We start from the raw sequence: 24251 nt of genomic DNA, 5'->3' as shown, positions 1-24251 counted from the left end.
GGCGCGAGAGCCCGTGTCCTCAGCGCCGCATCACCCCGCGCAGGCGTAGCTCGGTATGGCCGAGGTCCATCATGGCCCAGCGCCCGCCCCAGGTCAGGCCCAGGGATTCCGCCACTTCCCCGTACAGCTGGTAGCCGCGCATCGCCCACGGATCCTTTTCCGAGATCACCAGCTTGCCGTCGCGCCAGAACGCGCAATCGGCGGCCAGGCCGTACTGGTGCCAGCTCTGGAAGGCGCGCGCATTCGTCACCGTCGACCCCATCTTCGCCAGCATGTCCTGGCGCGCCGGGCTGCGGTAGCCCTCCAGCAGCGCCATCTCGTAGCCATGTTTTTCCTTCATGATGCGGAAGGCCAGCAGCAGGCGCTGGCTAAAGTCGGGATGCAGCAGGCCCCAGTTGCGGCTGGCGTCGACCAGCATCGGGCGCAGCAGTTCGACTTCGCGGGTGGTGAAGGCGACCGGCGGCAGCGCAGCCGGCGGCACCAGCTGCTCGCCCTTGAGGAGGGCCGCGACCTGGGCATCGACCACGGTATCCAGCGGCTCGTAGCCCGGCAGCATGTCGGGCCGCCGCATCAGCAAGGCCACCAAAGGCGGCACCAGCACCAGCGGAACGCCCACGGCGACGAAGGCGCGGTGCTTGCGGATCCAGCCACGCACGTCACGCCAGCGCCAGCGCAGGCCCGGCCCGGCGCCGCGCAGGCGGGCAGCGCCCTCCTCCCGCCAACTGCGGCCGCGCAGCTGCAGGCGGCGCTGCAGGCCGCCCAGCAACTGGAGCACGGCGGCGCGGCCGGACGGGAAACAGGCCAGCCAGATGAGGCTGCAAGCCAGACAAAAATACAAAAGGGCGAGGAAGATCAGCATCCGCTACTCCAGTTTGTTTCTAATTGTCATTGGTGTCCAATCTTAGGAGGTACACGGTGCGCCCTACAGATGAAGATCAATCCGGCTCGCGGCGTCCGAACCTGATGTCCTCGACGCGGCGCTCGGCGAACGAGATCAATATCCTCGCCATGCTCGACCGCCACGAGTCCGCCGGACCGGCGCAGCGCATGCTGCGCGGCCTGCGGCGCATGCCGGCCCTGTTCTGGTACGGGACCGCCGGCGTGCTGGTGGTCGGCCTGGTCGGCACGCTGGCCTGGCTGGCAGGGGACGGCGGCGCATCCTCCCCTGCCGCTGCCGCGCTGGCCGGCGCCGCCGAACCCGCTGCGCGGATCCTGCCGGCGGCCGGTGCGAGCATCGTCGAGCTCGCGCCCCCGCCCGTGCCCGCGTCCGCGGCCGAAGCGCCGGCCCCGGCCCCGGTCCCGGCACGTACGCTGCCGCCGCAGCAGCATGCGGGACGCATCGCCCCGCGCGACGCCCAGCGCGACCCGCCACGTTTGACCGGGCATGCTGCCGCCGCCAAACCGGCGCCGCGGGCCGTAGCGGCCAGGGCGCCTGCCCACGCGGAGACGCGCCGCGGCCGCCAGGCAGCGTCCGCGAAGCCGGCCCAGGACGCGCTCGATACCGACGTCGCCCTGATCTCGGCCATCATCCAGCACGCCAGCAAGCGCCAGGAAGCCGAGGACGCCGCCAGCAAGCCTTGACAAAATGGTACGCCGCAGTAAAAAAGCCACACAATGGCTGGGTAAAGTCATGCCGCGTCGCTATACTGTACAAAGCTACAGTATGGTGCGACATGAACAGGGTTCTGGAAAACGAGTTTTATTATCTGGATAATTTCCAGCGCGTCCTCGACTGGATCGCCCAGCGCTACGCCGATCTGCTCGACGACGGCGAGCAAGCCTTCATCCAGGCCTTCACCCAACTGCCCCGCCCGTCCCAGGCCCTGTTCGTGCGCATGGTGATGCGCAAGGGCAGCCTGTTCCGCGCCTCGAAGATGAACTATCCGGAAATCGGCTGTCCGCTCGCGGCCGCCGAGGCGCTGCTGCCGACCGGCTGGATCGCTACCGACCCGGTGCTGGACATCGCCGAGCTGTTCGAGCTGCTGGTCAAGCCCGAGATCGTCGAGGCCTTCGGCCTGACGGCGCCGCTGAAGGCCGCGCGCAAGGACGAGCAGCTGGAAGCGCTGCGCGACGGGCACGCCGAGGCGCGCCCCTTCTCGCAGTGGTATCCCGGTTCCGGGGACACCGTGTTTTCGATCGCCGTGAAGCCGCTGTGCGACCGCCTGCGCCTGCTCTTCTTCGGCAACCTGCACCAGGACTGGACCGAATTCGTGCTGTCCGACCTCGGCCTGTTCCGCTACGAGCAGGTCGAGTTCTCGGCAGCCTCGCGCGGCTTCCGTTCGCGCCGGGACATCGAACACTACCTGCAGCTGCACGCCTGCCGCGAACGCTTCGAGACGCTGGAGCCGGGCTCCCCGGAACTGCGCGAGCTGGTCAAGGAAGTGCCGCGCCACAGCTTCGGCAACGACTGGCTGGACAGCCGCCGCGAAAAACTTCTGTACCGCCTCGGCCAGCAACTCGAGAAGGACAAGGACTGGGAAGCCGCCCACGCCGTGTATGCCGGCTGCCGCTTCCCCGGCGCCCGTTCGCGCGCCATGCGGGTGCTGGAGAAGGACGAGAAGTTCGACCAGGCTTATGCCCTGTTCTGCCAGGCGAACGAGGCGCCGGAAAGCGAAGCCGAGCGCCAGCACCTGCTGCGCATCGGCCCGCGCCTGGCGCGCAAGCTCGGCCACGTCACGCCGAAGGCGCGGCGCAGCACCAGGGCCGCGCGGCTGGACCTGAACCTGCCCGTCCCGGGTGGAGAGTGGCGGGTCGAAGGCGTGGTGCTGGGCCACCTGCACCGCGAGGAAGCGCCGGTCTACTACGTCGAAAACACGCTGGCGAATACCCTGTTCGGCCTCTTGTGCTGGCCGGCTGTGTTCGCGGCGATTCCCGGGGCCTTCTTCCACCCCTTCCACCGCGGTCCGGCCGACCTGTACAGCCCCGACTTCCACCAGCGCCGCGCGCGCGAGTTCGAGGCCTGCCTGGCGCGCCTGGACGACGGCAGCCACGTCGACGCCATCCTCGCCACCTGGGAAGACAAGGCCGGCATCCAGTCGCCCTTCGTGGCCTGGGACTGGCTCGACCGCGGGATCATCGAACTGGCGCTGCGCTGCATCCCGGCCGCCCACCTGAAGCTGTGGTTCCGCCGCATCCTGCAGGACGTGAAGGACAACCGCACCGGCTTCCCCGACCTGATCCAGTTCTGGCCGGATGAAGGCCGCTACGACATGATCGAGGTGAAGGGTCCGGGCGACCGCCTGCAGGACAACCAGCTGCGCTGGATCGACTACTGCGCCGAACACGGCATGCCGGTCACGGTGTGCTACCTGCAGTGGCAGGAGGCGGCTTGAGCGGTGCCGCGAACGGCTACACGGTGGCGGTGCGGGCACTGTGCGAGTTCACCGCCAAGCAGGGCGACCTCGACCTGCGCTTCACACCGTCGCCGACCGCCCTCGAAGGCATCGCCGGCCACGCCGTGGTGGCCTCGCGCCGCGGCGAGCATTACCGCGCCGAAGTCAGCCTGGAAGGCGACTACGGCCTGCTGCACGTGCGCGGCCGCGCCGACGGCTACGACCCCGAGCAGAACCTGATCGAGGAAGTGAAGACCTTCCGCGGCCGCTTCGACAGCATCCCCGACAACCACCGCCACCTGCACTGGGCCCAGCTGCGCATCTACGGCCACCTGATGTGCGGGCAGCTCGGCATGGAGGCGGTGAACCTGGCCCTGGTCTACTTCGACATCGGCAACCAGCAGGAGACCGTGCTGCGCGAGACCCGTACGCGCGCCGAGCTGAAAGCCATCTTCGACGACCATTGCGGCCGCTTCATCGCCTGGGCCGAACAGGAGATGCGCCACCGCGAAGGACGCAACGCGGCCCTCGCGGCCATGCGCTTCCCGCACGCGGATTTCCGCCCGGGCCAGCGCCAGCTTGCCGAAGCCGTGTTCCGCGCCAACGCCGGCAAGCGCTGCCTGCTGGCCCAGGCCCCGACCGGCATCGGCAAGACCCTCGGCACCATGTTCCCGGCCCTGAAGGCGGCGCCGAAGGAGAATATCGACAAGCTGGTCTTCCTGGCCGCGAAGACGCCGGGACGCCGCCTGGCGCTGGACGCCGCGGCGACCCTGACAGCCGGCGGCACGTTTCCCTTGCGGGTGCTGGAACTGACCGCGCGCGACAAGGCCTGCGAGCATCCCGACAAAGCCTGCCACGGCGAATCCTGCCCGCTGGCGCGCGGCTTCTACGACCGCCTCCCGGGCGCGCGCGCGGCATGCCTGGACGCGCCGCTGCTCGACCGCGACAGCCTGCGCGCGATCGGCCTCGAACACGAGGTCTGCCCCTACTACCTGGGCAGCGAGATGGCGCGCTGGAGCGACATGATCGTCGGCGACTACAACTACTGGTTCGACGGCGGCGCCATGCTGTACGCGCTGGCGCTGGAGCGCGGCTGGCGGGTCAGCGTGCTGGCCGACGAGGCCCACAACCTGGTCTCGCGTGCGCGCGGCATGTACAGCGCCTCGCTGGCACGCGCCAGCCTGCGCGCGGCCCGCGCGGTGGCCCCGCCGGCCGTGCAGAAGCCGCTGGAAAAGGTCGGGCGTGCCTGGACCGAAGCCGGAAAATCCGCGCCCCTTCCCTACCAGGTATTGGAGGCGATCCCGCAAAAGCTGCTCGACGGCCTGCAGAGCGCCACCAGTGCCATCACCGAGCACGTGGCCGCCTTCCCCGAGGCGCTCGATCCGGCGCTGCAGGAGTTCTACTTCGGCGCCCTGCAGTTCCTGCGCCTGGCGGAATCCTTCGGCGACCACTCCATGTTCGACCTCACGCGCGCGGACGAAAGGGACACCGTGCTCGCCATCCGCAACCTGGTGCCGGCGCCCTTCCTGAAGCCGCGCTTCGAACTGGCCCATTCGACCACCCTGTTCTCGGCCACCCTGAGTCCCTGGCATTATTTCGCCGACCTGCTCGGCATGCCCGAGGACACGGCCTGGATCGACGTCGATTCGCCCTTCGTCGCCAGCCAGCTGAAGGTCGAGGTGGCGCGCGGCATCTCGACGCGCTACCAGCATCGCAAGGCCTCCCTCGCGCCGATCGCCGACCTGATGGCGCAGCAGTACGCCCAAAAGCCCGGTAACTACCTGGCCTTCTTCAGCAGCTTCGACTACCTCGAACAGGCCGCCGACATGCTGGCCCGGCGCCATCCGGAGATCCCGGCCTGGCAGCAGTCGCGCCGCATGAGCGAGCTGGAACGCACTGCGTTTCTGGACCGTTTTACCTCCGAAAGCAGAGGCATCGGTTTTGCGGTGCTGGGCGGGGCTTTCGGCGAAGGCATCGACCTGCCGGGCGCGCGCCTGATCGGCGCCTTCGTCGCCACCCTCGGCCTGCCGCAGGTGAATCCGGTCAACGAGCAGCTGCGCGAACGCCTGCAGGCGATGTTCGGCGCCGGCTACGACTACGCCTATCTCTATCCCGGCCTGCAGAAGGTGGTGCAGGCGGCCGGCCGCGTGATCCGCACCGAGCAGGACCAGGGCACGGTCTGGCTGATCGACGACCGCTTCGCGCGGCCCGAGGTGCTCGAGCTGCTGCCGCGCTGGTGGCACGTCCACACCACGAACTAACGCATCAACTCCCTGAGTTTTTGATAGCCGCTGCGGCTGACCGGGATCCGCGCCCCGCCGCGCAGCACCGCGCAATGACTATCCCTGCCCACCGCATCGATGCGTTCGATGGCGGCCAGGCTGACGATGTAGGAACGGTGCACGCGCAGGAAGGCGCCGGGGTCGAGCTGCTCTTCGAGCTCCGACAGGCGCTGGCTCTTCAGCCAGGGCTTGCCGCCGGCGACCACCTGCACGTAGTCGTCCTGGGCCTCGATATAGTCGATGCTGGCGGCCGGGATCACCTGCACGCGGGCGCCGTCGCGGATCAGGATGCGTTCCAACGGCACGCGGCGCTGCGCCGCCTCGGAAGCGGCGACGACGGCTTCGCGCGCCGCGGCGCCGGCCCGCGGGCTGCCGAGGCGTTCGCGCGCATGCGCCAGCGCCTGCCCGAGGCGCTCGCGTGTAAAAGGCTTGAGCAGGTAGTCGAGCGCATGCACCTCGAAGGCGCGCAGGGCGAACTGGTCGTAGGCGGTGACGAACACGTACTGGCTCTTCGCGCCCGCCAGCTCGACCACTTCGAAGCCGTCCAGCTTGGGCATCTGGATGTCGAGGAAGACCAGGTCCGGCGCCAGTTCGGCGATCGCCTTGACGGCCTCGAAACCGTTGGCGCATTCGCCGACGATCTCGAGGTCCGCTTCCGTCTCCAGGTACTCGCGCAGCACCGCCCGCGCCAGCAGCTCGTCGTCCACGATGATCACCCGCATGCTTCTATGCCTCCTGTTCCACGTTCGCCACGTCGGCCGGTTCGGCCGGCAGCGCCAGCTCGACCCTGAATGTATTCCCTTCCCTGCCCCAATGCACGCTGGCTTCGATGCCATAGGCCGCCGCCAGGCGCCGCCGCACGTTCTCCAGGCCGGTGCCGGTGCCCGTGTCGATTCCTTTCCTGCAGGGCGAGTCCGGATCGACGTCGTTCTCGACGACGATGCGCAACAGCGAGCCGGCGCGCACCGCCCCGATACGCACCAGGCCGGGGTCGATCATCTGGCCGATGCCGTGCTTGACCGCGTTCTCCACCAGCGGTTGCAGCAGCATCGGCGGCACCAGGCAGGCCTCGGCCTCGGGGCTCACCTCGGCCTCGAAGCGCAGGCGCTCGCCGAAGCGCACCTGCTCGATCGCCAGGAAGTCTCGCACCAGCGCCAGCTCCCTGTCCAGCGCCACCTTGCGGTCGGCGTGCAGGCCCAGGCTGAGGCGGAAGAAAGCGGCCAGGCGCAAGGTCATCGCGCGCGCCGCGGCGGGGTCGATCGAGGTCAGCGCGCTGATCGAATTCAGGCTGTTGAACAGGAAGTGGGGATCGACCTGGGTACGCAGCATGCGCAGCTCGGCGTCCTGGGCCGTCAAGCGGATTTGCAGCTCGCGGGTCTCGAGCTGGCGCACGCGTTCGGCTTCGATCAGCAGGTAGTTGACGGCGGCCGCCAGCCCGTACAGGATCACGCCCAGCGCGAACATGGTCGCCAGGCGCGCGGCATCCAGTTCGATCGCCATCCCCGCCGGCGCCAGCGCGCGCATCAGCGCCGACCAGGCCGAGCCGATCGCGCACCACAACAGGGCCGCGCAGCTTGCCGTGGCGCCGATGCCGCCGACGATCGCAGCCGGGTGCTTCTGCCTGATCGGGTAGGCGCGGCACACGTAGTAGGCCGAGAACGCGGTGGCGTTCGCATACACGATTGCCATCGGCACCGCGAACATCAGGCTGGCGCCCCACCCCGCCCCGCCGGCGGCCAGCAAGGCGCTGGTCGCCAGGCCCAGCATCAGCCAGGCCAGCAGGTAGAGCAGCGCCGCATACCAGCGCGAGATCACCCCGTGCATGCCGCGTGCGCCTTCAGTTACGGACCTCGACGCCGCCCATGATGGCGTAGCCGGTCACCACCAGGCGCTTGCTGTTGTCGGGCGGACGCGCGGTCTTTTCCGTGAAGCCGCCCATCACCGGCGTGCCGTGCAGGATCACCGTCCAGTCCGGCGGAACCTTGATCGTGATCCCGCCCCAGACCGCGAAGACGTTGATCACGGCTTCGGTGACGAGGGTCGCTTCGCGCAGGTCGAGCTCGCAGCCGCCCATGATCGCGGTGATCTCGCCGCCGCGGAAGTCCGGCGCGCTGACGCGGCGTTCGAAGCCGCCGAGGATGGCGGTGATGTCGACCACGTTGTCGCTCCTGGCGTCGTCCTTGGTGTAGGGCGTGGTATTGATGTGCACGACGCGGCCGCCGCCAAGCGTGCGGTAGACGATCAATCCGCCCATGGCGATCATCACCAGCGGCCAGAAGGTGCGCCAGCTGATGAACTCGTAGCCGAGGCGGTTGCCCAGCATCGCCACGCCGATCGCGACCAGGACGATGCCGGTCACGCGTCCGCTGCGCGGTCCGTCGCTGCACAGGGCCACCAGGCCCGAGGCGATGAAGGCCAGCGGCCAGAAGAAGATCACGTGGCGCAGGTAAATGATGTTCAGGTTATCGAGCAGGAACAGCACGCCGAAGGCCGCGACCAGCAGGCCGATCACGACCTGGGCCGAGACGCGCGAGCCGGAGCGGGTGGTTTCATTGGCCATGGCGGTCTCCCTGCTTCTCGAGGCAGCCGTGGCGGCCGCGGTCCGGATTGGCGCCGAAGCGGCGCTCGGCGATCGGCTTCACGGCCATGCCGATGCCGCCGACGATGATGAACAGCGGCCAGCTGTTGAACCAGTTCAGTCCGAACAGTCCTTCGAACACGGCGAACAGCCACAGGCCGATGAAGACGGTCCACAGGCCGTTGACGAATTCGCGCGCGCTCGGATAGCCGATGGTCTGGTTGATGCCGACCACGACCAGCAGCAGCGGCGCGTAATGCCACAGGTGGTCGATCTCGTAGATGTCGAACTGGTCGAGCAGGAAGGCCACGCCGAGGCCGATCAGCAGCAGGCCCCACAAGACCTGGCGCCGCAGTTGATAGGATGCTTCGCTGTTCATATGTCCTCCAGGTTGGAATGAGGACAAGATAACCGGGACGGCGCGGACAGCGGAAGGGCTTTTCGGCGAATGGCGGGGAAACGGCGGCGAACGGCGAAAAAAAACCCGCCGCGTTGCCGGGGCGGGCATGGCGACGGAGCGCCGGCTTCAGCGTTCCGTCACGGTGTGGGCGAAGCCATGACCATGGTCGGCTGGCCCTTCTGCTGGTTGCGGTACTTGGCCCTGGCGATGGCCTGCTTGATCGCTTCGCGGGCGATATTGGTCTTGCGGATCTCCGCACGTTCCTTCTTGCCGCGGTGCTGGGCCACGTGCTTGCTGCCGATTTTCTTGGTCATGCTGTTCTCCTGTGATGTTTCATGAACGGGACGAGCCCATCTTGTCGTCGTCGCGCGCGTCCATCAGCATGCCCCAGCCGAGCTGGCGCCGGATCTCTTCCGGCGTCGGCGGCGGTGCGCTTTCCTTCGTGCGGCGCTCTAGGTACTCGCGCACGAGGTGCTTCGGTGGATGGCTCATCGTTGGCGTTGACATGGGCTACCTCGCTCCCGGTTGGCGTGGAATCTGGTGCCGATCCTCGAGGCGACCGGCTGACCTGTTGAGGTGGTTGGAGTCCTGCGGAAGATCGCTGGCGTCCTCACTCAACGCCTTCATCTTATCGAAACGGCCGCGCCTTCACCGTTAGGTGACGCACACTGTGCATGGGGCGTACTCCTACACGAAAAAAAGGGGAGCCGGAGCTCCCCTTTTCCACTGCGTTGAAACCCCGGACCTTAGAACTTGTACTTCAGGTTCAGGTAGTACTGGCGGCCGATCACGTCAAGCTTGCTCTGCTCCTGGTCGCTGTAGCGATAGTAGGCGCGGCGCACGTTCGTCAGGTTGGTCGCGTCGAAGGTAAGGGTCAGGTTCGGCATGATGTTGTAGCTGGCGTTGAAGGCCAGCGTGGTGACCGGCGCCGCCATGGTCGGGGCGGTCGGCATCAGGATGCCGGCCACGGTCGACAGGCCCTGGCTGTTCGCGGTCGGCGCCGGCGCGGTGCTGCCGCTGACGTACTCGCTGCGGTAGTTCGCCACCAGGCGCAGCGACACCTTGTCGTTCTCGTAGTAGCCGCCCAGGTTGGCTGCCCACTCCGAAGCGCCGACCATCGGCCGGCCGTCGTCGACCTTGGTCTTCGCGCGGCTGACGTTGCTGGTGAAGCCGAAGCCCGTGCTGCCGAACGGCTGCTCGTAGGACAGCTCGATGCCCTTGATGCGGGCGCCCTGCTGCGACGAGGTGTTGACCGCATAGGTCTTGAGCGACTGCGAAGCCGAATCCCACAGGTCGATCGTCGTGCCGCCGCTGGTGCCGGTCTTGGCGTAGCCGTCGATGCGCGAATAGAACACGTTGGCCGCCACCAGCGAGCGGTTGGCGAAGTACCAGGCCCAGGACAGGTCCAGGTTGTCGGCGGTGAGCGGCTTCAGGTCCGGGTTCGGACCGGTGACGCGGCAGCCCTGGGCATCGCAGCCCGGGGTGCCGAAGCCGGCGCCGACGATATTGTAGTTCTGGCGCCCGATGGTGCGGCTGGCGCCGAAGCGCACCAGCATGTCCTTGGTGACCTCGTAGCGCACGTTCAGGCTCGGCAGCCAGTTGTTGAAGCGGCGGTCGCTCTTGGTGAAGTAGTAGGTATTGCCGGCCAGCGGATCGAACTTGGTCGCAGCCGAGGTCTGGTCGTCATAGTAGGGCTGCAGGTCGCCCGCGGTGCTGATCACGCCTGGATAGGCCGCGCACGGGATGGCCGGCTGGTTCGGCGCCGCGCGCTGGCAGGCACCGGCCGGGATCGGGGTCGGAATATCCGCATTCACGCGGGTCTGCACGAAACGCAGGCCGAGGTTGCCCGACCACTTGTCATGCTCGTAGTTGGCCTGCGCGTAGATCGCGGTCTGGCGCTCGCGCACATGCAGCTCGGAGGCGATGCGGCGCTCGAACTGGTCGCTGGTCTCCTTGGTGTTGGTGGCAAAATACGCCTTCAGGACCTCGGGGCTGAAGGTATAGCCGGTGTTGTCCCAGCCGGCCGGGCCGTTCAGGTCGGCGCCGAAATCCGAAGGCCAGGGAATGGTGCTGGTCGGCGCGCCGTTTTTCAGGTCCGGGGTGTGGAACGCGGGATAGCGGCGCTCGCTGTCGCGGTGGTGGTCGGAGAAACGCACGCCGCCTTCGATCGACTGGATCCAGCCCTTCTCGAGACGGTATTCGCCGTCCAGTTGGGCGCTGTGCTCCCTGTCGACCGACTTCAGGCCGGAGATGGTGCGCACCACCAGTTCGTCCGGCTTGATGCCGGTGCCATAGTATTTGACGTAGGGCGCGTTGTAGACCGAACCCAGCGAATACGAGACACCGGTGCCGAAGCTGGCATAGGTCAGGCCCTGGTCGGCCTCGGTCTTACCGACGCCGCGCGTGGTCGACAGCAGGCCTTTCAGCGTCAGGTCCTGGTTGACGCGCCATTTGCCGTCCAGGTCGAGGAAGGAGACGGTGGCGTTGGCGCCGTCGCGGTAGAAGCCTTCGTTGTTGCCGATGTACTGGGGCGTGGTGCCGTCCGGGAACACGATGTCGGCGCTCTTCAGCACGCGCAGGGTGTCGCCGTACATGGTGGTCTCGTTGACGATGACCGGGTTGCGGATCGAGGCGAACACCTGCTGGCCGTTCGAGTTCGTGTTCGCCGCGGCAGCACCGGTGGCGCCGTCTTTCAGCGATGCCTTACCCAGCAACATGCTGTAGATGGCGCCGGCCTTCAGGCGGCCGTAGTTGTTGGTGTCCATCGACGAATGGAAACCGGTCATGGTGACGTCGATGTCCTGGTTCGGCTTGAACTGCAACGACACCATGCCGCCCTTGCGGTCGCGCACGCCTTCCACGAATTCGCTCGCCATCGAGCCAGGCATGCGCACGCCGTTCAGGTCGGCGGCCTTATAGCCGCTGCCGGCCAGCGACTCGTCGGTGATGCCCTTCATGGTGCTGGTATTGATCGTGTCATAGCCGCTGCTGGTGCCGTAGGCCAGGCGGGAGACCGAATCGCGGCGGATGTAGCGCTTGTTGGCGAAGCCCTGCACGAAGAAGCCGAAGGTGTTCGCATCGTTCTTCCAGTTGACCAGCGCGTCCAGGTCGGGAGCGGTCTTGCCGGGCAGGGTCACGTAGGAAGCGCCGACGCTGGCCACACCCGAGATCTTCTCCTTGGCGGACAGCGGCTTGCGGGTGGTGACGTTGATGGTGCCGGCCAGGCCGCCGTCGACGATGTCGGCCACCGACGTCTTGTACACCTGTGCCTGGTTGATGACCGTGGACGGCAGCAGCGACAGGCTGGTCGAGCGGCTGGCGGAGGGCTGGTCGCCGACGTACCAGTCGGCGCCCGCGATCGCATGGCCGTTAAACAGGATCATGGTCATGTCCGGGTTGGTGCCGCGCAGCGCCACCTTCTCCGCTTCGTCGTAGTCGGTACGCACCGCCACGCCGGCTAGTCGCTGCAGCGAGTCGGCCAGGTTCTTGTCCGGCATCTTGCCGACGTCTTCCGCCGTGATGACCTCGACGTTCGCCACCGAATTCTTTTTCACATTCAGCGATTTCGCCATCGAGGCACGGATACCGGTCACCTCGACGGTCTGGATGGTCGACGTACCGGCGGCATCCTGGGCCAGCGCGGGCAGCGCGGCAAGACCCAGCGATACCGCTACGGCGGCCGCGAGCGGCTTCTGTTTCAACATTCTCACTCTCCTGAATAGTTTTCCTAGGGCAGGTGTATCCCTGCCGCGCGCACAGTATTGACGAGGGAGAAACTTTTGAATAATGATTAGTGTTGGAGAATCCATAACCCTAAGGAATGATTGGTGCCGATTAAGAACAGCGGGTTATACTTGCCCGCATAATTTTCATTTCGCAAACACACGCCCTCCACGGTAGCGTGGCGCTTTGCATCCGCTACCGGAGACTCCATGCGTTACGCCTGCCTGCTGTTCGCCGCCGCCCTCGCCGGCTGCGCCACCCCGTCCGCGCCGCCCTCGACCGCGGCGAAATCCGCCACGCTCCAGCCGCAGGCCACGGCGCCGATCGAGACCATCCTGCAGAAGCAGCTCTACCAGATGAGCCCGGTCGAAGCGGGCCGCTATGTGGCCTGGGTGCACCAGGCCGAGCCCGACCTGCGCAAGCGCATCGCGGCGATCGGCCGCAAGAACATCGGCCAGCCCTACGACCTGAACCTGCTCGGCGAATTCCCGTTTGAGGTGCACGACAACCTGCCGATGTTCAGCCTCGATCACAGCGACTGTGTGGTGTTCGCGGAACACACTTACGCGATGGCGCTGTCGCAGTCGTGGGAAGAATTTTTCTGGATGCTGCAGCGGATCCGCTACCGCGACGGCGTGATCGGGGTTGCCACGCGCAACCACTACACCGAGATGGACTGGAACGTGGCCAACCGCTGGCTGGTCACCGATATCAGCGCCGAGCTGGCCGGCCCCGCCGGACCGGCGTATTCGATGACGGTCGACCGTGCGCGCTTCCTGAAGACCCGCCACCATACCGAGCGCAATATCCCGGTCGAGACCAGCCGCCAGGCCTATGTGGCGAAAGACCAGGTGGCGGCCATCGCCGGCCAGCTGCAGGAAGGCGATTTCGTGAACGTGATCTCGACCCGCAACGGCGAGTACTGGGCGTCCCACGTCGGCCTGGTGGTACTCGGACCGAACGGCGAGCGCCACTTCCTGCACTCCTCCGCACCGCAGGTGCGCGAAGAGACCTTCGAGTCCTTCATCGCCCGCGCCGCGGCGCGCGAGGAACGCAACCGCAAGGAAGGCAAGAACGGCCAGGTGCTGGCCGGCTTCAAGTTCCTGCGCCTGAACGACAACATCGTGGTGCCGCCGATGGCGCCGCAGCCGCGGCCCGGCTCGGGCGCCTGATCCATCGCCCGCCGCCGCGGGCCGCTCATCCCCTTCACGGGCCGCTTCATGCGGCCCGTTATCTTTTCCGCTTCCGCATTTCCTTCGTATTTGTGCAATTGAGAAATTAATTTAATCGAAGAATTAATTCCCCATTTCCACAATAACGGGTAAAGATTTAATTCCCTTATGCCGGTTGAGCATGGTCAAACCCATCAATCTTTGTGAACCGGATAATAAACTTACTCGGCAATAAGCAATCTAAACAACGGCATATTTTATTCTTTCCTAAATCATTTCCGCGCAATAAGAAATTAAATCCAAAATACAGCGCCTTTTTAGCCTGGCGATATCCCCGAGAAAAAGATAACCCGCAACCACGCAGCCTTTCCGAGATCATGCCCAAGCTAAATCAAGGCCTTGCCAGCCAGTTTTGCGCCCGGATGGTGTCCCTGCACCGCAGGACGAAAATCGCCATGATGGTCAGCGCCGACCTGATCGCGCTGCCATTCTGCTTTCTGGTCGCAATGCTGTTACGCGGCGGCGATCTGAAACTCGCCTCCCATTTCGGCCCGGCTTCCTATGTATTGGTTGCCGTGGTGACGATTGCGGCATTTTCCGTCTCCGATCTTTATCGCGCCGTTATTCGCTTTATTGATCAGCGTCTATTGAGCGTTACGGGACTCGCACTCGCGATCGCCATTTTATGCGCCTATATCGTGATGTTCGCGATTAACGAGGAACGCTTTCCGCGCAGCGCATTGGCGATTTACTGGTTTATCGTGTTTTCCTATGTCGTCGCATCCCGGGTCGGCATGCGCAATTTCCTGCGCAAGCTGGATGCCCGCCAGCGCTGCGCCGCCGAAGTGGTCGCCATCTACGGCGCCAGCGAAGCGGGCGCCCGCCTGGCCCAGGCCATGCGCGGCAGCGACGAATACCGCCCGGTCTGCTTCTTCGACGACAAGCATGCGCTGAGCGAGCGCAACGTCGCCGGCCTGCGCGTCTTCCATACGGACCGCCTGGCCGAGATCGTGCAGACGATGGCGATCCGCTCGATCGTGCTGGCCCTGCCCTCGGTATCGCCGGAGCGCCTGCGCGACATCATGCAGCGCCTGGCCCAGGCCGGCGTCAGCACCAAGATCCTGAGCCGCCTGGTCGACCTTGCCGACGACAAGGTCAGCCCGCGCGAGACCATCCGCGAGCTGAAGTTCGAAGACCTGCTCGGCCGGCCGCCGGTGCCGCCGCGCGTCGACCTCTTCGCCCGCTGCGTGCGCGGCAAGACCGTGCTCGTGACCGGCGCCGGCGGCTCCATCGGCAGCGAGCTGTGCCGCCAGATCGTGACCATCGCGCCGAGCCGCCTGCACCTGCTGGACCACTCCGAGTTCGCGCTCTACACGATCCGCCAGGAGCTGGCCACCCGCTTTCCCGACATCCCCATCGAGGCCCACCTCGGCTCGGTGTGCAATGCCGACCTGGTCGAGCGCGTCCTGCGCGACGGCAAGGTCGACACCATCTACCACGCCGCCGCCTACAAGCACGTGCCCCTGGTCGAGACCAATATCGTCGAGGGCCTCCGCAACAACGTGGTCGGCGCCCAGGTGATCGCTTCCCAGGCCGCCCGGCAGCGGATCGAGACCTGCGTGCTGATTTCCAGCGACAAGGCGGTGCGCCCGACCAACATCATGGGCGCCAGCAAGCGCATCGCCGAACTCATCTTCCAGGCCGCGGCGGCCCGCCACGGCGCCCACACCACCTTCTGCATGGTCCGCTTCGGCAACGTGCTCGGCTCGTCCGGCTCGGTGATCCCGCTGTTCCAGCGCCAGATCGCACGCGGCGGCCCGCTGACCATCACCCACCCGGAAGTCTCGCGCTACTTCATGCTGATTCCCGAGGCGGCGCAGCTGGTGATCCAGGCCGGCGCGATGGCCAAGGGCGGCGACGTGTTCGTGCTCGACATGGGCGAACCGGTGCGCATCGTCGACCTGGCGCGCACCATGATCGCCCTGCACGGCCTGACCGAGAAGAGCGCCCAGAACCCGGCCGGCGACATCGAGATCCGCTACGTCGGCCTGTTCCCGGGCGAGAAGCTGCACGAGGAGCTGCTGACCGACGGCGTGGTCTTCCCCAGCGACCACCCGCGCATCATGCGCATGAAGGAAAACGCCCTCCACCCCAGCGTGCTCGAGACCTTCATCACCTGCCTGATGATGGCCTGCGAGACCCACGAACGCGCCATGATCGAGTCGATGGTCAAGGCCATCGTCACCGAATACACGCCGCAACTGGCCCCGGCCGCGCCGGCGCCCGCCCCCGTGCCCGCCGCACCGCGCCTGGGCCTGATCCGAAAATTCGTGCCGTTCCGTATTTAATTCAACATTTGGCGAGGACACTCATGCGTGATGAAAGCAAACCGGCATATCTCGAACAGCTGACCGGGCGGCTGGGCAAGCGCGCGGCCGTGATCGGCGTCATCGGACTCGGCTACGTCGGGCTGCCGCTGGCACTGCGTTATTCCGAGGCGGGCTTCCGCGTCCTCGGCATCGACATCGACGGCGCCAAGATCGAACGCCTGAACCGCGGGGAAAGCTATATCAACCACATCAAGCCGGCTGCCATCGCCCGCGCCCGCGAAAACGGCTTCCAGGCCACCACCGACTTCACCCGCGCCGGCGAGCCCGACGCCCTCATCATCTGCGTGCCGACCCCGCTGAACGCCTACCGCGAACCGGACCTGTCCTTCGTACTCGACACCGCCGACGCCCTGCTGCCCTTCATGCGGCCCGGCCAGGTACTGTCGCTGGAAAGCACCACCTACCCCGGCACCACCGACGAGGAACTCAAGCCGCGTCTGGAATCGCGCGGCTTCACGGTCGGGCGCGACGTCTTCCTGGTGTTCTCGCCGGAGCGCGAAGACCCGGGCAATCCGGACTTCCACACCCGCACCATCCCCAAGGTCTGCGGCGGCGTCACCCCGGCCTGCCTGGAGGCCGGCATCGCCCTCTACGGCCCGGCGATCGACAGGGTGGTGCCGGTCAGCTCGACCCGCGCCGCCGAACTCACCAAGCTGCTGGAGAACATCCACCGCGCCGTCAACATCGGCCTGGTCAACGAGATGAAGATCATCGCTGACCGCATGGACATCGACATCCACGAGGTGATCCGGGCAGCCGCCACCAAGCCCTTCGGCTTCACGCCCTACTACCCGGGGCCGGGGCTGGGCGGCCACTGCATTCCGATCGACCCCTTCTACCTGACCTGGAAGGCGCGCGAGTACGGCCTGCACACCCGCTTCATCGAACTGGCAGGGGAAATCAACAGCGACATGCCGCACTGGGTGGTCGGCAAGGTGACCGACGCCCTGAACCGGCGCGGCAAATCGGTGATGGGCAGCCGCGTGCTGGTGCTGGGCATCGCCTACAAGAAGGACGTCGAGGACATGCGCGAGTCGCCCTCGGTCGAGCTGATGGAGATCCTGCGCGAGAAAGGCGCCGCTGTCGACTATTCCGACCCGCACGTGCCGGTCTTTCCGCGCATGCGCGAGCACTGGTTCGATCTCAGGAGCGTCGAGCTGAGCCCGCCTTCCATCGCCTCCTACGACGTCGTCCTGCTGGCGACCGCCCACAGCGGCTTCGACTATGAACTGGTCCGGCAGTACGCCGCCCTGATCGTCGACACCCGCGGTGTCTATCCGGCCCTGCCGAACGTCGTGAAAGCCTGAGGAGCCGCCACCATGCGCCACTACCCTGCGCCCATACTGGACCGCAAGATCCGCTTCGCCCTGATCGGCTGCGGCCGCATCGCCAACAACCACTTCGAGGCCCTGCGCAAGCACCAGGACCGGGCCGAGCTGGTCGGCGTCTGCGACGTCGATCCGCGCGCGCTCGACCGCGCGGTCGGGGCCACCGGCGCCGAGGGCTATGCCAGCCTGGAGGCGATGCTGCGCCAGGCCGACGCCGACATCGTCGTGGTCACCACCCCGTCCGGCCTGCATCCCGAACAGGCCATCCAGATCGCCGCCGGCCGCCGTCACGTGATGACCGAAAAGCCGATGGCGACCCGCTGGGAGGACGGCAAGCGCATGGTGGCCGCAGCCGACGCCGCCGGCGTGCGGCTGTTCGTGGTCAAGCAGAACCGCCGCAACGCCACCCTGCAGTTGCTCAAGCGCGCGGTGGACAAGAAGCGCTTCGGCCGCATCTACATGGTCAACCTGAACGTGTTCTGGACCCGCCCGGAAGCGTATTACCGCAGCGCGAAATGGCGCGGCACCTGGGAATTCGACGGCGGCGCCTTCATGAACCAGGCCAGCCACTACGTCGACCTGATCGACTGGATCGTCGGCCCGGTCGAGAGCCTGCAAGCCTATACCGCCACCCTGGCGCGCGACATCGAGGTCGAGGACACCGGCGTGATCAGCCTGCGCTGGCGCAACGGCGCCCTCGGTTCGATGAACGTGACCATGCTGACCTATCCGCGCAATATGGAAGGCTCGATCACCGTGCTGGGCGAACACGGCACCGTGCGCATCGGCGGCGTGGCGGTCAACGAGATCCAGCAGTGGGAATTCGCCACGCCCGATCCCGACGACGGAAAGGTGGGCGACGCCAGCTACCAGACCAGCTCGGTGTACGGCTTCGGCCACCCGCTCTACTACGACAACGTGATCAAGGTGCTGCGCGGCGAAGCCGAGCCCGAGACCGACGGCCGCGAAGGCCTGAAGTCGCTCGAAGTGCTGGTCGCGGCCTATATGTCGGCGCGCGACGGCAAGCGCGTCGCCCTGCCGCTGGAGTACTGAATGAGCGCCACCGTCCACCCCAGCGCCATCGTCGACGCCGGCGCCGTGCTCGGCGATGCCACCCGGGTCTGGCACTTCGCCCACGTGTGCGCGGGCGCCCGCGTCGGCGCCGGCTGCTCGCTCGGCCAGAACGTCTTCGTCGGCGACGACGTCGTCATCGGCAACCACGTCAAGGTCCAGAACAATGTTTCCGTCTACGACGCCGTGACCCTCGAGGACGAGGTGTTCTGCGGCCCGAGCATGGTGTTCACCAATGTCTACAACCCGCGCGCAGCGGTGGTGCGCAAGCACGAATACCGCCGCACACTGGTCAGGCGCGGCGCCACCATCGGCGCCAACGCCACCATCGTCTGCGGTGTGACGATCGGCGAACACGCCTTCATCGCTGCCGGCGCGGTGGTGAACCGCGACGTCCCCGCATTCGCGCTGATGACCGGCGTGCCGGCGCGCCAGACCGGCTGGATGAGCCGCTTCGGCGAGCGCCTGCCGCTGCCGCTGACAGGCAGCGGCGACGCCCGCTGCTCCCACACCGGCGATGTCTACGTGCTGAAAGACGGCGTCTGCGCCCTGCTCCCGGCGGCGCCTGCCCATCTGCCCCATCCCTGACCCACCGAAGCGAACAGAACATGGAATTCATCGACCTCAAGTCCCAATACCAACGCGGACGCGCGCAGATCGACGAACGCATCCAGGCGGTCCTCGACCACGGGCAATACATCATGGGGCCGGAAGTGGCCGAGCTGGAGGCCAGGCTGGCCGACTATACGGGCGCGCGCCACTGCATCACGGTGGCGTCCGGTACCGAGGCCCTGGTCATCTCCCTGATGGCCCTCGGCATCGGCCCCGGAGACGAGGTCATTACGACGCCCTTTTCCTTCATCGCCACCGCCGAGGCGATCGTGCTGGTCGGCGCCACGCCGATATTCGTCGACATCGACCGCGCCACCTGCAACATCGCGGCGAGCCTGATCGAGCCCGCCATCACCGCGCGCACCCGGGCGATCATGCCGGTGTCGCTGTACGGCCAGCCGGCCGACATGGACGAGATCAATGCCGTCGCACGGCGCCACGGGCTGGCGGTGATCGAAGACGCGGCCCAGAGCTTTGGCGCGACCTACCGCAACCGGAAGAGCTGCAACCTGTCGACGATCGCCTGCACCAGCTTCTTCCCGAGCAAACCGCTCGGCTGTTACGGCGACGGCGGCGCCCTCTTCACCAGCGACGATGCGCTTGCCGCCGCGGCGCGCGAAATCCGCGTGCATGGCCAGTCGCGCCGCTATGTGCATACGCGGGTCGGGGTCGGCGGCCGCATGGACACCCTGCAGTGCGCGGTCGTGCTGGCCAAGCTCGATCACTTCGAGTGGGAACTGGTCGAGCGCGCCAAAGTGGCGGCGCGCTACAACGCCCTGCTTTCGGGCCGCCTGGGCCTGGTGGGCTGCAACCCCAACCGCAGCAGCGTGTTCGCGCAATATACGGTGGTGCTCGAGGAACGCGAGCGGGTCCAGGCGGCGCTGCAGGCGGCGGGCATCCCGACCGCGGTCCACTATCCGGTGCCGATCCACGTGCAGCCGGCCTACGGCCACCTGGCCGGCGCCGACAGCTGCCCGGTCGCACTCGAGATGGCGAACAAGGTGATGAGCCTGCCCTTCGGGCCGTATATGCCGGCCGCGGACACCGAGCGCGTGGCCGCCACCCTGCTGGCCGCCGCCGGCGTGACGCTCCCGGACGCCGCATCATGCGCTTAGCCACCGTCCCCCGCGCGGCCGGCGCACGCGGCCGGGTCGCCCATCTGACCTCGGTCCACCCGCGCCACGACACGCGCATCTTCATGAAGCAGTGCCGGACTCTGGCGGCGCGCGGCTACGACGTGACCCTAGTGGTGGCCGACGGCAAGGGCGACGAGCGCAAGGACGGCGTCGCGATCGCCGACGTCGGCCGGCTGCCGGGCCGTATCAAGCGCATCCTGCGCAGCACCCGCCGCGTATTCCTGAAGGCGGCCGCACTGGATGCGCAGATCTACCACCTGCACGACCCGGAGCTGATCCCGGTCGGGCTGAGCCTGAAGCGCATGGGCAAGAAGGTCATCTTCGACTCGCACGAAGACGTCCCGCAGCAACTGCTGGACAAGCCCTATCTCAACCCGGCGGCGCTGCGCCTGCTGTCCAGGGTGTTCGCCGCCTACGAGCGCTACGCCTGCGCCAGGCTCGACGGCATCGTCGGCGCGACGCCCTTCATCCGCGACAAGTTCCTGCGCATGAACCCGCATTCCATCGACGTCAGCAATTTTCCGCTTGCGGGCGAGCTGGACGCCCCGGCCGGCTGGAGCGGCAAGCGGGACGAGGTCTGCTTCGTCGGCGGCGTCGACACCATCCGCGGCGCGCGTGAAATCGTGCGCGCATGCGCGCTGCTGCGCTCGCCGACGCGCCTGAACCTGGCGGGGCAATTCGCCGAGGCCGCGCTGGAAGCGAGCGTCAAGGCCGAACCGGGCTGGCAGCGGGTCAACGAACTGGGCTTCCTCGACCGCGCGGGCGTGCGCGCGGTGCTGGGACGTTCGGTTGCCGGGCTGGTGACATCCCACCCGATCGGCAATTTCCTTTACGGGCAGCCGATCAAGATGTTCGAGTATATGGCCGCGGGTATTCCCGTCATTGCATCGAATATTCCTTCCTGGCGCAGCATCGTCGAGGGAAATCAATGCGGCATTTGCGTCGATCCTTTCGATCCTGCCGCAATTGCTGCCGCAATTGATTATCTGGTGGCAAATCGCGATCTCGCCGAACGTATGGGAGAAAACGGAAAAAAGGCGGTGCGCGAGAAATTCAATTGGGACGCCGAAGCGGAAAAATTGACGGCCTTTTACGGCGAAATCCTGCGCGGCGTTCCCGTTGCGGACACTCAAGGCTGCACCAATACTTTGCCTTCATGCTAACAACATTTGAATTACAGGCCCGGGCGATAAGGATAAGCGCCGCTTAATTCCGCGGTGTGCCTGGTAATAAACTTATTGGCTCACATACGTCCCATCATGAAAATTACCGTGGTTGGAACTGGCTATGTCGGTTTGGTGACTGGCGCCTGCCTGGCCGAAGTCGGCAATCAGGTTTATTGTCTCGATATCGATCAGAAAAAGATCGACATGCTGAATGCCTCGCGCATTCCGATTTACGAACCGGGACTCGAAAATATCGTCCGGCGCAATATGGCGGCAGGCCGGCTGCAATTCGGAAGCGATATTGCCGCCGCGGTCGCTTTCGGCGATATCCAGTTCATCGCGGTCGGCACGCCGCCGGACGAAGACGGCTCGGCGGACCTGCAGCACGTGCTGGCCGCGGCGCGCAACATCGGCGCCCACATGGACGGCTACAAGGTGATCGTCAACAAATCGACGGTCCCGGTCGGCACCGCCGCGAAGGTCAGGAAGGCGGTCTGCCAGGAACTCCGCAAGCGCGAGCTCGACGTCGCCTTCGGCGTCGTATCGAATCCGGAGTTTCTCAAGGAAGGCACGGCGATCGGGGACTTCATGCGCCCGGACCGCATCGTCATCGGCGTCGACGACGAACATGCGGCCAGGACCATGCGCCAGTTGTACCAGCCCTTCCAGCGCAACCACGAGCGCATGATCGTGATGGACGTCCAGGCCGCCGAACTGACCAAGTACGCGGCGAACGCCATGCTGGCGACCCGCATCTCGTTCATGAACGAACTGGCGAACCTGGCCGAAAAACTCGACGTCGACATCGAACAGGTGCGCCTGGGGATGGGCTCGGACCCGCGCATCGGCCACCATTTCCTCTACCCCGGCTGCGGCTACGGCGGCTCCTGCTTCCCGAAGGATGTGCGCGCATTGCGCAGGACGGCGGCCGAGCACGACAGTCCGATGCTGGTCATCGATGCCGTCCAGGCCGCCAACGCCGCGCAAAAGCGTCTGCTGGTCGACAAGGTCCGCGCCCATTTCGGCCGCAGCCTGGCCGGCATGAACCTGGCGATGTGGGGACTGTCGTTCAAGCCGAATACCGACGATATGCGCGAAGCGCCCAGCATCGCCGTCATCAATGGCTTGCTGGCGGAGGGCGCGAATATCCAGGCATTCGATCCGATCGCGATCGACGAGGCGCGCAAGGTCTTTCCGCATTCGTCCGGCGTCCAGTTCGGCAGCAATATGTACGACGTGCTGGAAGGCGCCGATGCCCTCCTCATCGTCACCGAATGGAAGGAATTCCGCAGTCCCGATTTCGACCTGATGAAGCACAAGCTGAAAGCGCCGGTGGTCTTCGATGGACGCAATCTCTACGAGTCCGCCTGGCTGCTCGACAATGGATTCGACTACTACTCGGTCGGCCGTCCCCACGTCGCCGGTGCGTCCTCCGGCAACGCGTCGTCGACTTCGGGAGCCATGTGATGATCAACGTCGGAATACTCGGTTGCGGACGCATCGCCAAACGCCATATCGAATTGCTCGGCAACGGCAAGGTGGCGAATCTGCGCCTCGGCGCCGTCTGCGACATCGTGCCCGAACGCGCCGGGCTCTATGGCCAGCAGTTCGACGTGCCGGCCTACCGGCACATGGACGAACTCCTGAACGCCCCCGGCATCGACGTCGTCGCGGTGCTCACGCCCAGCGGCATGCATGCCCCGCATGCGATCGCCGCTGCCCGCGCCGGCAAGCATGTGGTCGTCGAAAAGCCGATGGCCCTGCGCCTGGACGACGCCGACGCCATGATCCACGCCTGCGACGATGCCGGCGTCAAGCTCTTCGTCGTCAAGCAGAACCGCTTCAACCTGCCCGTCGTCAAACTCAGGGAAGCGCTCGACGCCGGCCGCTTCGGCCGCCTGATCCTCGGCACCGTGCGGGTGCGCTGGTGCCGCGAGCAGGCCTATTACGATCACGACGCATGGCGCGGGACCTGGGAATTCGATGGCGGCGTGCTGACCAACCAGGCCAGCCACCACATCGACCTGCTGGAATGGATGATGGGCGACGTCGATGCCGTCCATGCGCGCTCGGCGACGGCGCTGGCCCACATCGAGACCGAGGACACGGCCGTCGCGACGCTCAAGTTCTGCAACGGCTCGCTGGGCATCATCGAAGCGACCACCGCCGCCCGGCCGCGCGACCTCGAAGGCTCGCTGTCGGTGCTTGGCGAACATGGCTCGGTCGAGATCGCCGGCTTCTCGGTCAACAAGATCCGCTCCTGGCAATTCGCCCGGCCGACCCTGGAAGATGCCGACGTCGTCGAGAACTTTTCGGTCAATCCGCCGAACGTGTATGGCTTCGGCCACCAGGCCTATTACGAACACGTGGCCGCCTGCCTGCTCGACGGCAGTCCGGCGCTGGTCGACGGCCTGGTCGGACGGCGCAGCCTGGAACTGATCAGCGCGCTCTACGAGTCGATCGAAACCGGCCGCGAAGTGCAGCTGCGTTTCCGTCCCAAGCGCTGCCGCCTCGGAGAAGTCGCATGAAGCCGGTCGATACGGCCGCCGCAGCGGGGACGCATGCGCCCACCCTGCTGCAGGCCGGCGTCCGGGACGTGTCCTTCGGCAACGGCGTCAAGGTCGTCGCCCCCGTCAACCTCTACGAATGCGAGATCGGCGACGGCTGCTTCATCGGCCCCTTCGTCGAGATCCAGTCGAATGTCCACATCGGCGCGCGCACCAGGGTGCAGTCGCATGCCTTCATCTGCTCCCTGGTGAGCATCGGCGAAGACTGCTTCATCGGCCACGGCGTCATGTTCATCAACGACACCTTCGCCGGCGGCGGACCGGCCGGCGGGAAACAGGACTTGTGGCGCGCCACCAGGATCGGCCGCGCGGTGTCGATCGGCTCGAACGCCACCATCATGCCGGTACGGATCTGCGACGGTGCCGTCATCGGTGCCGGTGCGGTCGTCACCAGGGACATCCTGGAACCCGGCATCTACGCCGGCAATCCGGCGCGCCGGATCCGCGCCCTCGCGGCGCCCGCAGCATCGCATCATCCTTCCAACCACTGACCT

At 66.4% G+C, this 24251-nt stretch carries 21 protein-coding genes; 13 read left to right on the top strand and 8 right to left on the bottom strand.

From position 1 onward, the window contains the following. Nucleotides 1-19: 19 nt before the first annotated feature. On the bottom strand, nt 20-859 hold the full coding sequence (locus tag AC1DOQ_RS07525) for a M15 family metallopeptidase (RefSeq protein WP_477361772.1): 840 nt from the start codon (nt 857-859) through the stop codon (nt 20-22). Nucleotides 860-915: 56 nt separating this feature from the next. On the opposite strand from AC1DOQ_RS07525, the gene AC1DOQ_RS07520 reads away from it, so the two are divergent. The 3 genes from AC1DOQ_RS07520 to AC1DOQ_RS07510 all read left to right on the top strand — a co-directional run bounded on the left by AC1DOQ_RS07520 (nt 916) and on the right by AC1DOQ_RS07510 (nt 5593). Then, a complete protein-coding gene (locus AC1DOQ_RS07520; protein ID WP_477361770.1) occupies nt 916-1581 on the top strand; it encodes a hypothetical protein in 666 nt (221 codons plus the stop codon). Nucleotides 1582-1673: 92 nt separating this feature from the next. Further along, a complete protein-coding gene (locus tag AC1DOQ_RS07515) occupies nt 1674-3332 on the top strand; it encodes a VRR-NUC domain-containing protein (RefSeq protein ID WP_477361768.1) in 1659 nt (552 codons plus the stop codon). After that, nucleotides 3329-5593 carry an ATP-dependent DNA helicase gene (locus AC1DOQ_RS07510; RefSeq protein ID WP_477361766.1) on the top strand — a complete coding sequence of 755 codons (2265 nt, stop codon included), beginning with the start codon at nt 3329-3331 and terminating at the stop codon, nt 5591-5593. Before AC1DOQ_RS07515 ends, AC1DOQ_RS07510 begins: the two co-directional genes overlap by 4 nt. On the opposite strand, the gene AC1DOQ_RS07505 is transcribed toward AC1DOQ_RS07510, so the two are convergent. The 7 genes from AC1DOQ_RS07505 to AC1DOQ_RS07475 all read right to left on the bottom strand — a co-directional run bounded on the left by AC1DOQ_RS07505 (nt 5590) and on the right by AC1DOQ_RS07475 (nt 12296). Further along, nucleotides 5590-6336 (bottom strand): LytR/AlgR family response regulator transcription factor, encoded by a 747-nt coding sequence (locus AC1DOQ_RS07505; RefSeq protein ID WP_477361764.1) that lies wholly within the window; start codon nt 6334-6336, stop codon nt 5590-5592. The genes AC1DOQ_RS07510 and AC1DOQ_RS07505 overlap by 4 nt on opposite strands. A 4-nt stretch (nt 6337-6340) precedes the next feature. After that, nucleotides 6341-7438 (bottom strand): sensor histidine kinase, encoded by a 1098-nt coding sequence (locus AC1DOQ_RS07500; RefSeq protein WP_477361762.1) that lies wholly within the window; start codon nt 7436-7438, stop codon nt 6341-6343. Nucleotides 7439-7451: 13 nt separating this feature from the next. Further along, nucleotides 7452-8174 carry a LiaI-LiaF-like domain-containing protein gene (locus AC1DOQ_RS07495; protein ID WP_477361760.1) on the bottom strand — a complete coding sequence of 241 codons (723 nt, stop codon included), beginning with the start codon at nt 8172-8174 and terminating at the stop codon, nt 7452-7454. Continuing rightward, nucleotides 8164-8571 carry a LiaF transmembrane domain-containing protein gene (locus AC1DOQ_RS07490; RefSeq protein WP_477361758.1) on the bottom strand — a complete coding sequence of 136 codons (408 nt, stop codon included), beginning with the start codon at nt 8569-8571 and terminating at the stop codon, nt 8164-8166. The genes AC1DOQ_RS07495 and AC1DOQ_RS07490 overlap by 11 nt, the downstream gene beginning before the upstream one ends. A gap of 158 nt (nt 8572-8729) precedes the next feature. Next, nucleotides 8730-8906, bottom strand: a complete 177-nt coding sequence (locus tag AC1DOQ_RS07485) for a hypothetical protein (protein WP_477361756.1) — start codon at nt 8904-8906, stop codon at nt 8730-8732. A 19-nt stretch (nt 8907-8925) separates the two neighbouring features. Then, on the bottom strand, nt 8926-9060 hold the full coding sequence (locus AC1DOQ_RS07480) for a hypothetical protein (RefSeq protein ID WP_477361755.1): 135 nt from the start codon (nt 9058-9060) through the stop codon (nt 8926-8928). Between the two features lie 278 nt (nt 9061-9338). Beyond that, nucleotides 9339-12296: a TonB-dependent receptor gene (locus AC1DOQ_RS07475; RefSeq protein ID WP_477361753.1), complete on the bottom strand. Its 2958-nt coding sequence runs from the start codon at nt 12294-12296 to the stop codon at nt 9339-9341. Nucleotides 12297-12524: 228 nt separating this feature from the next. On the opposite strand from AC1DOQ_RS07475, the gene AC1DOQ_RS07470 reads away from it, so the two are divergent. From AC1DOQ_RS07470 to AC1DOQ_RS07425, 10 genes are all read left to right on the top strand, one after another. Then, nucleotides 12525-13487: an N-acetylmuramoyl-L-alanine amidase-like domain-containing protein gene (locus tag AC1DOQ_RS07470; protein ID WP_477361751.1), complete on the top strand. Its 963-nt coding sequence runs from the start codon at nt 12525-12527 to the stop codon at nt 13485-13487. A 422-nt stretch (nt 13488-13909) separates the two neighbouring features. Next, complete coding sequence (locus AC1DOQ_RS07465) at nt 13910-15835, top strand: polysaccharide biosynthesis protein (RefSeq protein WP_477362041.1); 1926 nt, start codon at nt 13910-13912, stop codon at nt 15833-15835. A 23-nt stretch (nt 15836-15858) separates the two neighbouring features. Continuing rightward, nucleotides 15859-17184 (top strand): nucleotide sugar dehydrogenase, encoded by a 1326-nt coding sequence (locus AC1DOQ_RS07460; RefSeq protein ID WP_477361749.1) that lies wholly within the window; start codon nt 15859-15861, stop codon nt 17182-17184. A gap of 12 nt (nt 17185-17196) precedes the next feature. Beyond that, a complete protein-coding gene (locus AC1DOQ_RS07455) occupies nt 17197-18258 on the top strand; it encodes a Gfo/Idh/MocA family protein (protein ID WP_477361747.1) in 1062 nt (353 codons plus the stop codon). Beyond that, nucleotides 18259-18864: an acyltransferase gene (locus AC1DOQ_RS07450; protein WP_477361745.1), complete on the top strand. Its 606-nt coding sequence runs from the start codon at nt 18259-18261 to the stop codon at nt 18862-18864. It begins immediately after the preceding gene. A 20-nt stretch (nt 18865-18884) separates the two neighbouring features. Next, nucleotides 18885-20003: a DegT/DnrJ/EryC1/StrS family aminotransferase gene (locus AC1DOQ_RS07445; RefSeq protein WP_477361743.1), complete on the top strand. Its 1119-nt coding sequence runs from the start codon at nt 18885-18887 to the stop codon at nt 20001-20003. After that, nucleotides 19994-21187 (top strand): glycosyltransferase family 4 protein, encoded by a 1194-nt coding sequence (locus AC1DOQ_RS07440; RefSeq protein ID WP_477361741.1) that lies wholly within the window; start codon nt 19994-19996, stop codon nt 21185-21187. The genes AC1DOQ_RS07445 and AC1DOQ_RS07440 overlap by 10 nt, the downstream gene beginning before the upstream one ends. A 96-nt stretch (nt 21188-21283) precedes the next feature. Continuing rightward, complete coding sequence (locus tag AC1DOQ_RS07435; RefSeq protein WP_477361739.1) at nt 21284-22657, top strand: UDP-glucose dehydrogenase family protein; 1374 nt, start codon at nt 21284-21286, stop codon at nt 22655-22657. Further along, on the top strand, nt 22657-23718 hold the full coding sequence (locus AC1DOQ_RS07430) for a Gfo/Idh/MocA family protein (RefSeq protein WP_477361737.1): 1062 nt from the start codon (nt 22657-22659) through the stop codon (nt 23716-23718). Before AC1DOQ_RS07435 ends, AC1DOQ_RS07430 begins: the two co-directional genes overlap by 1 nt. Next, nucleotides 23715-24248 carry an acyltransferase gene (locus tag AC1DOQ_RS07425; protein WP_477361735.1) on the top strand — a complete coding sequence of 178 codons (534 nt, stop codon included), beginning with the start codon at nt 23715-23717 and terminating at the stop codon, nt 24246-24248. The genes AC1DOQ_RS07430 and AC1DOQ_RS07425 overlap by 4 nt, the downstream gene beginning before the upstream one ends. Nucleotides 24249-24251: the final 3 nt, after the last annotated feature.

Source organism: Massilia sp. 01N417, from assembly GCF_056399645.1.
The sequence above is the reverse complement of the archived record's forward strand: the minus strand, read 5'-3'. Positions and strand labels throughout refer to the sequence as shown.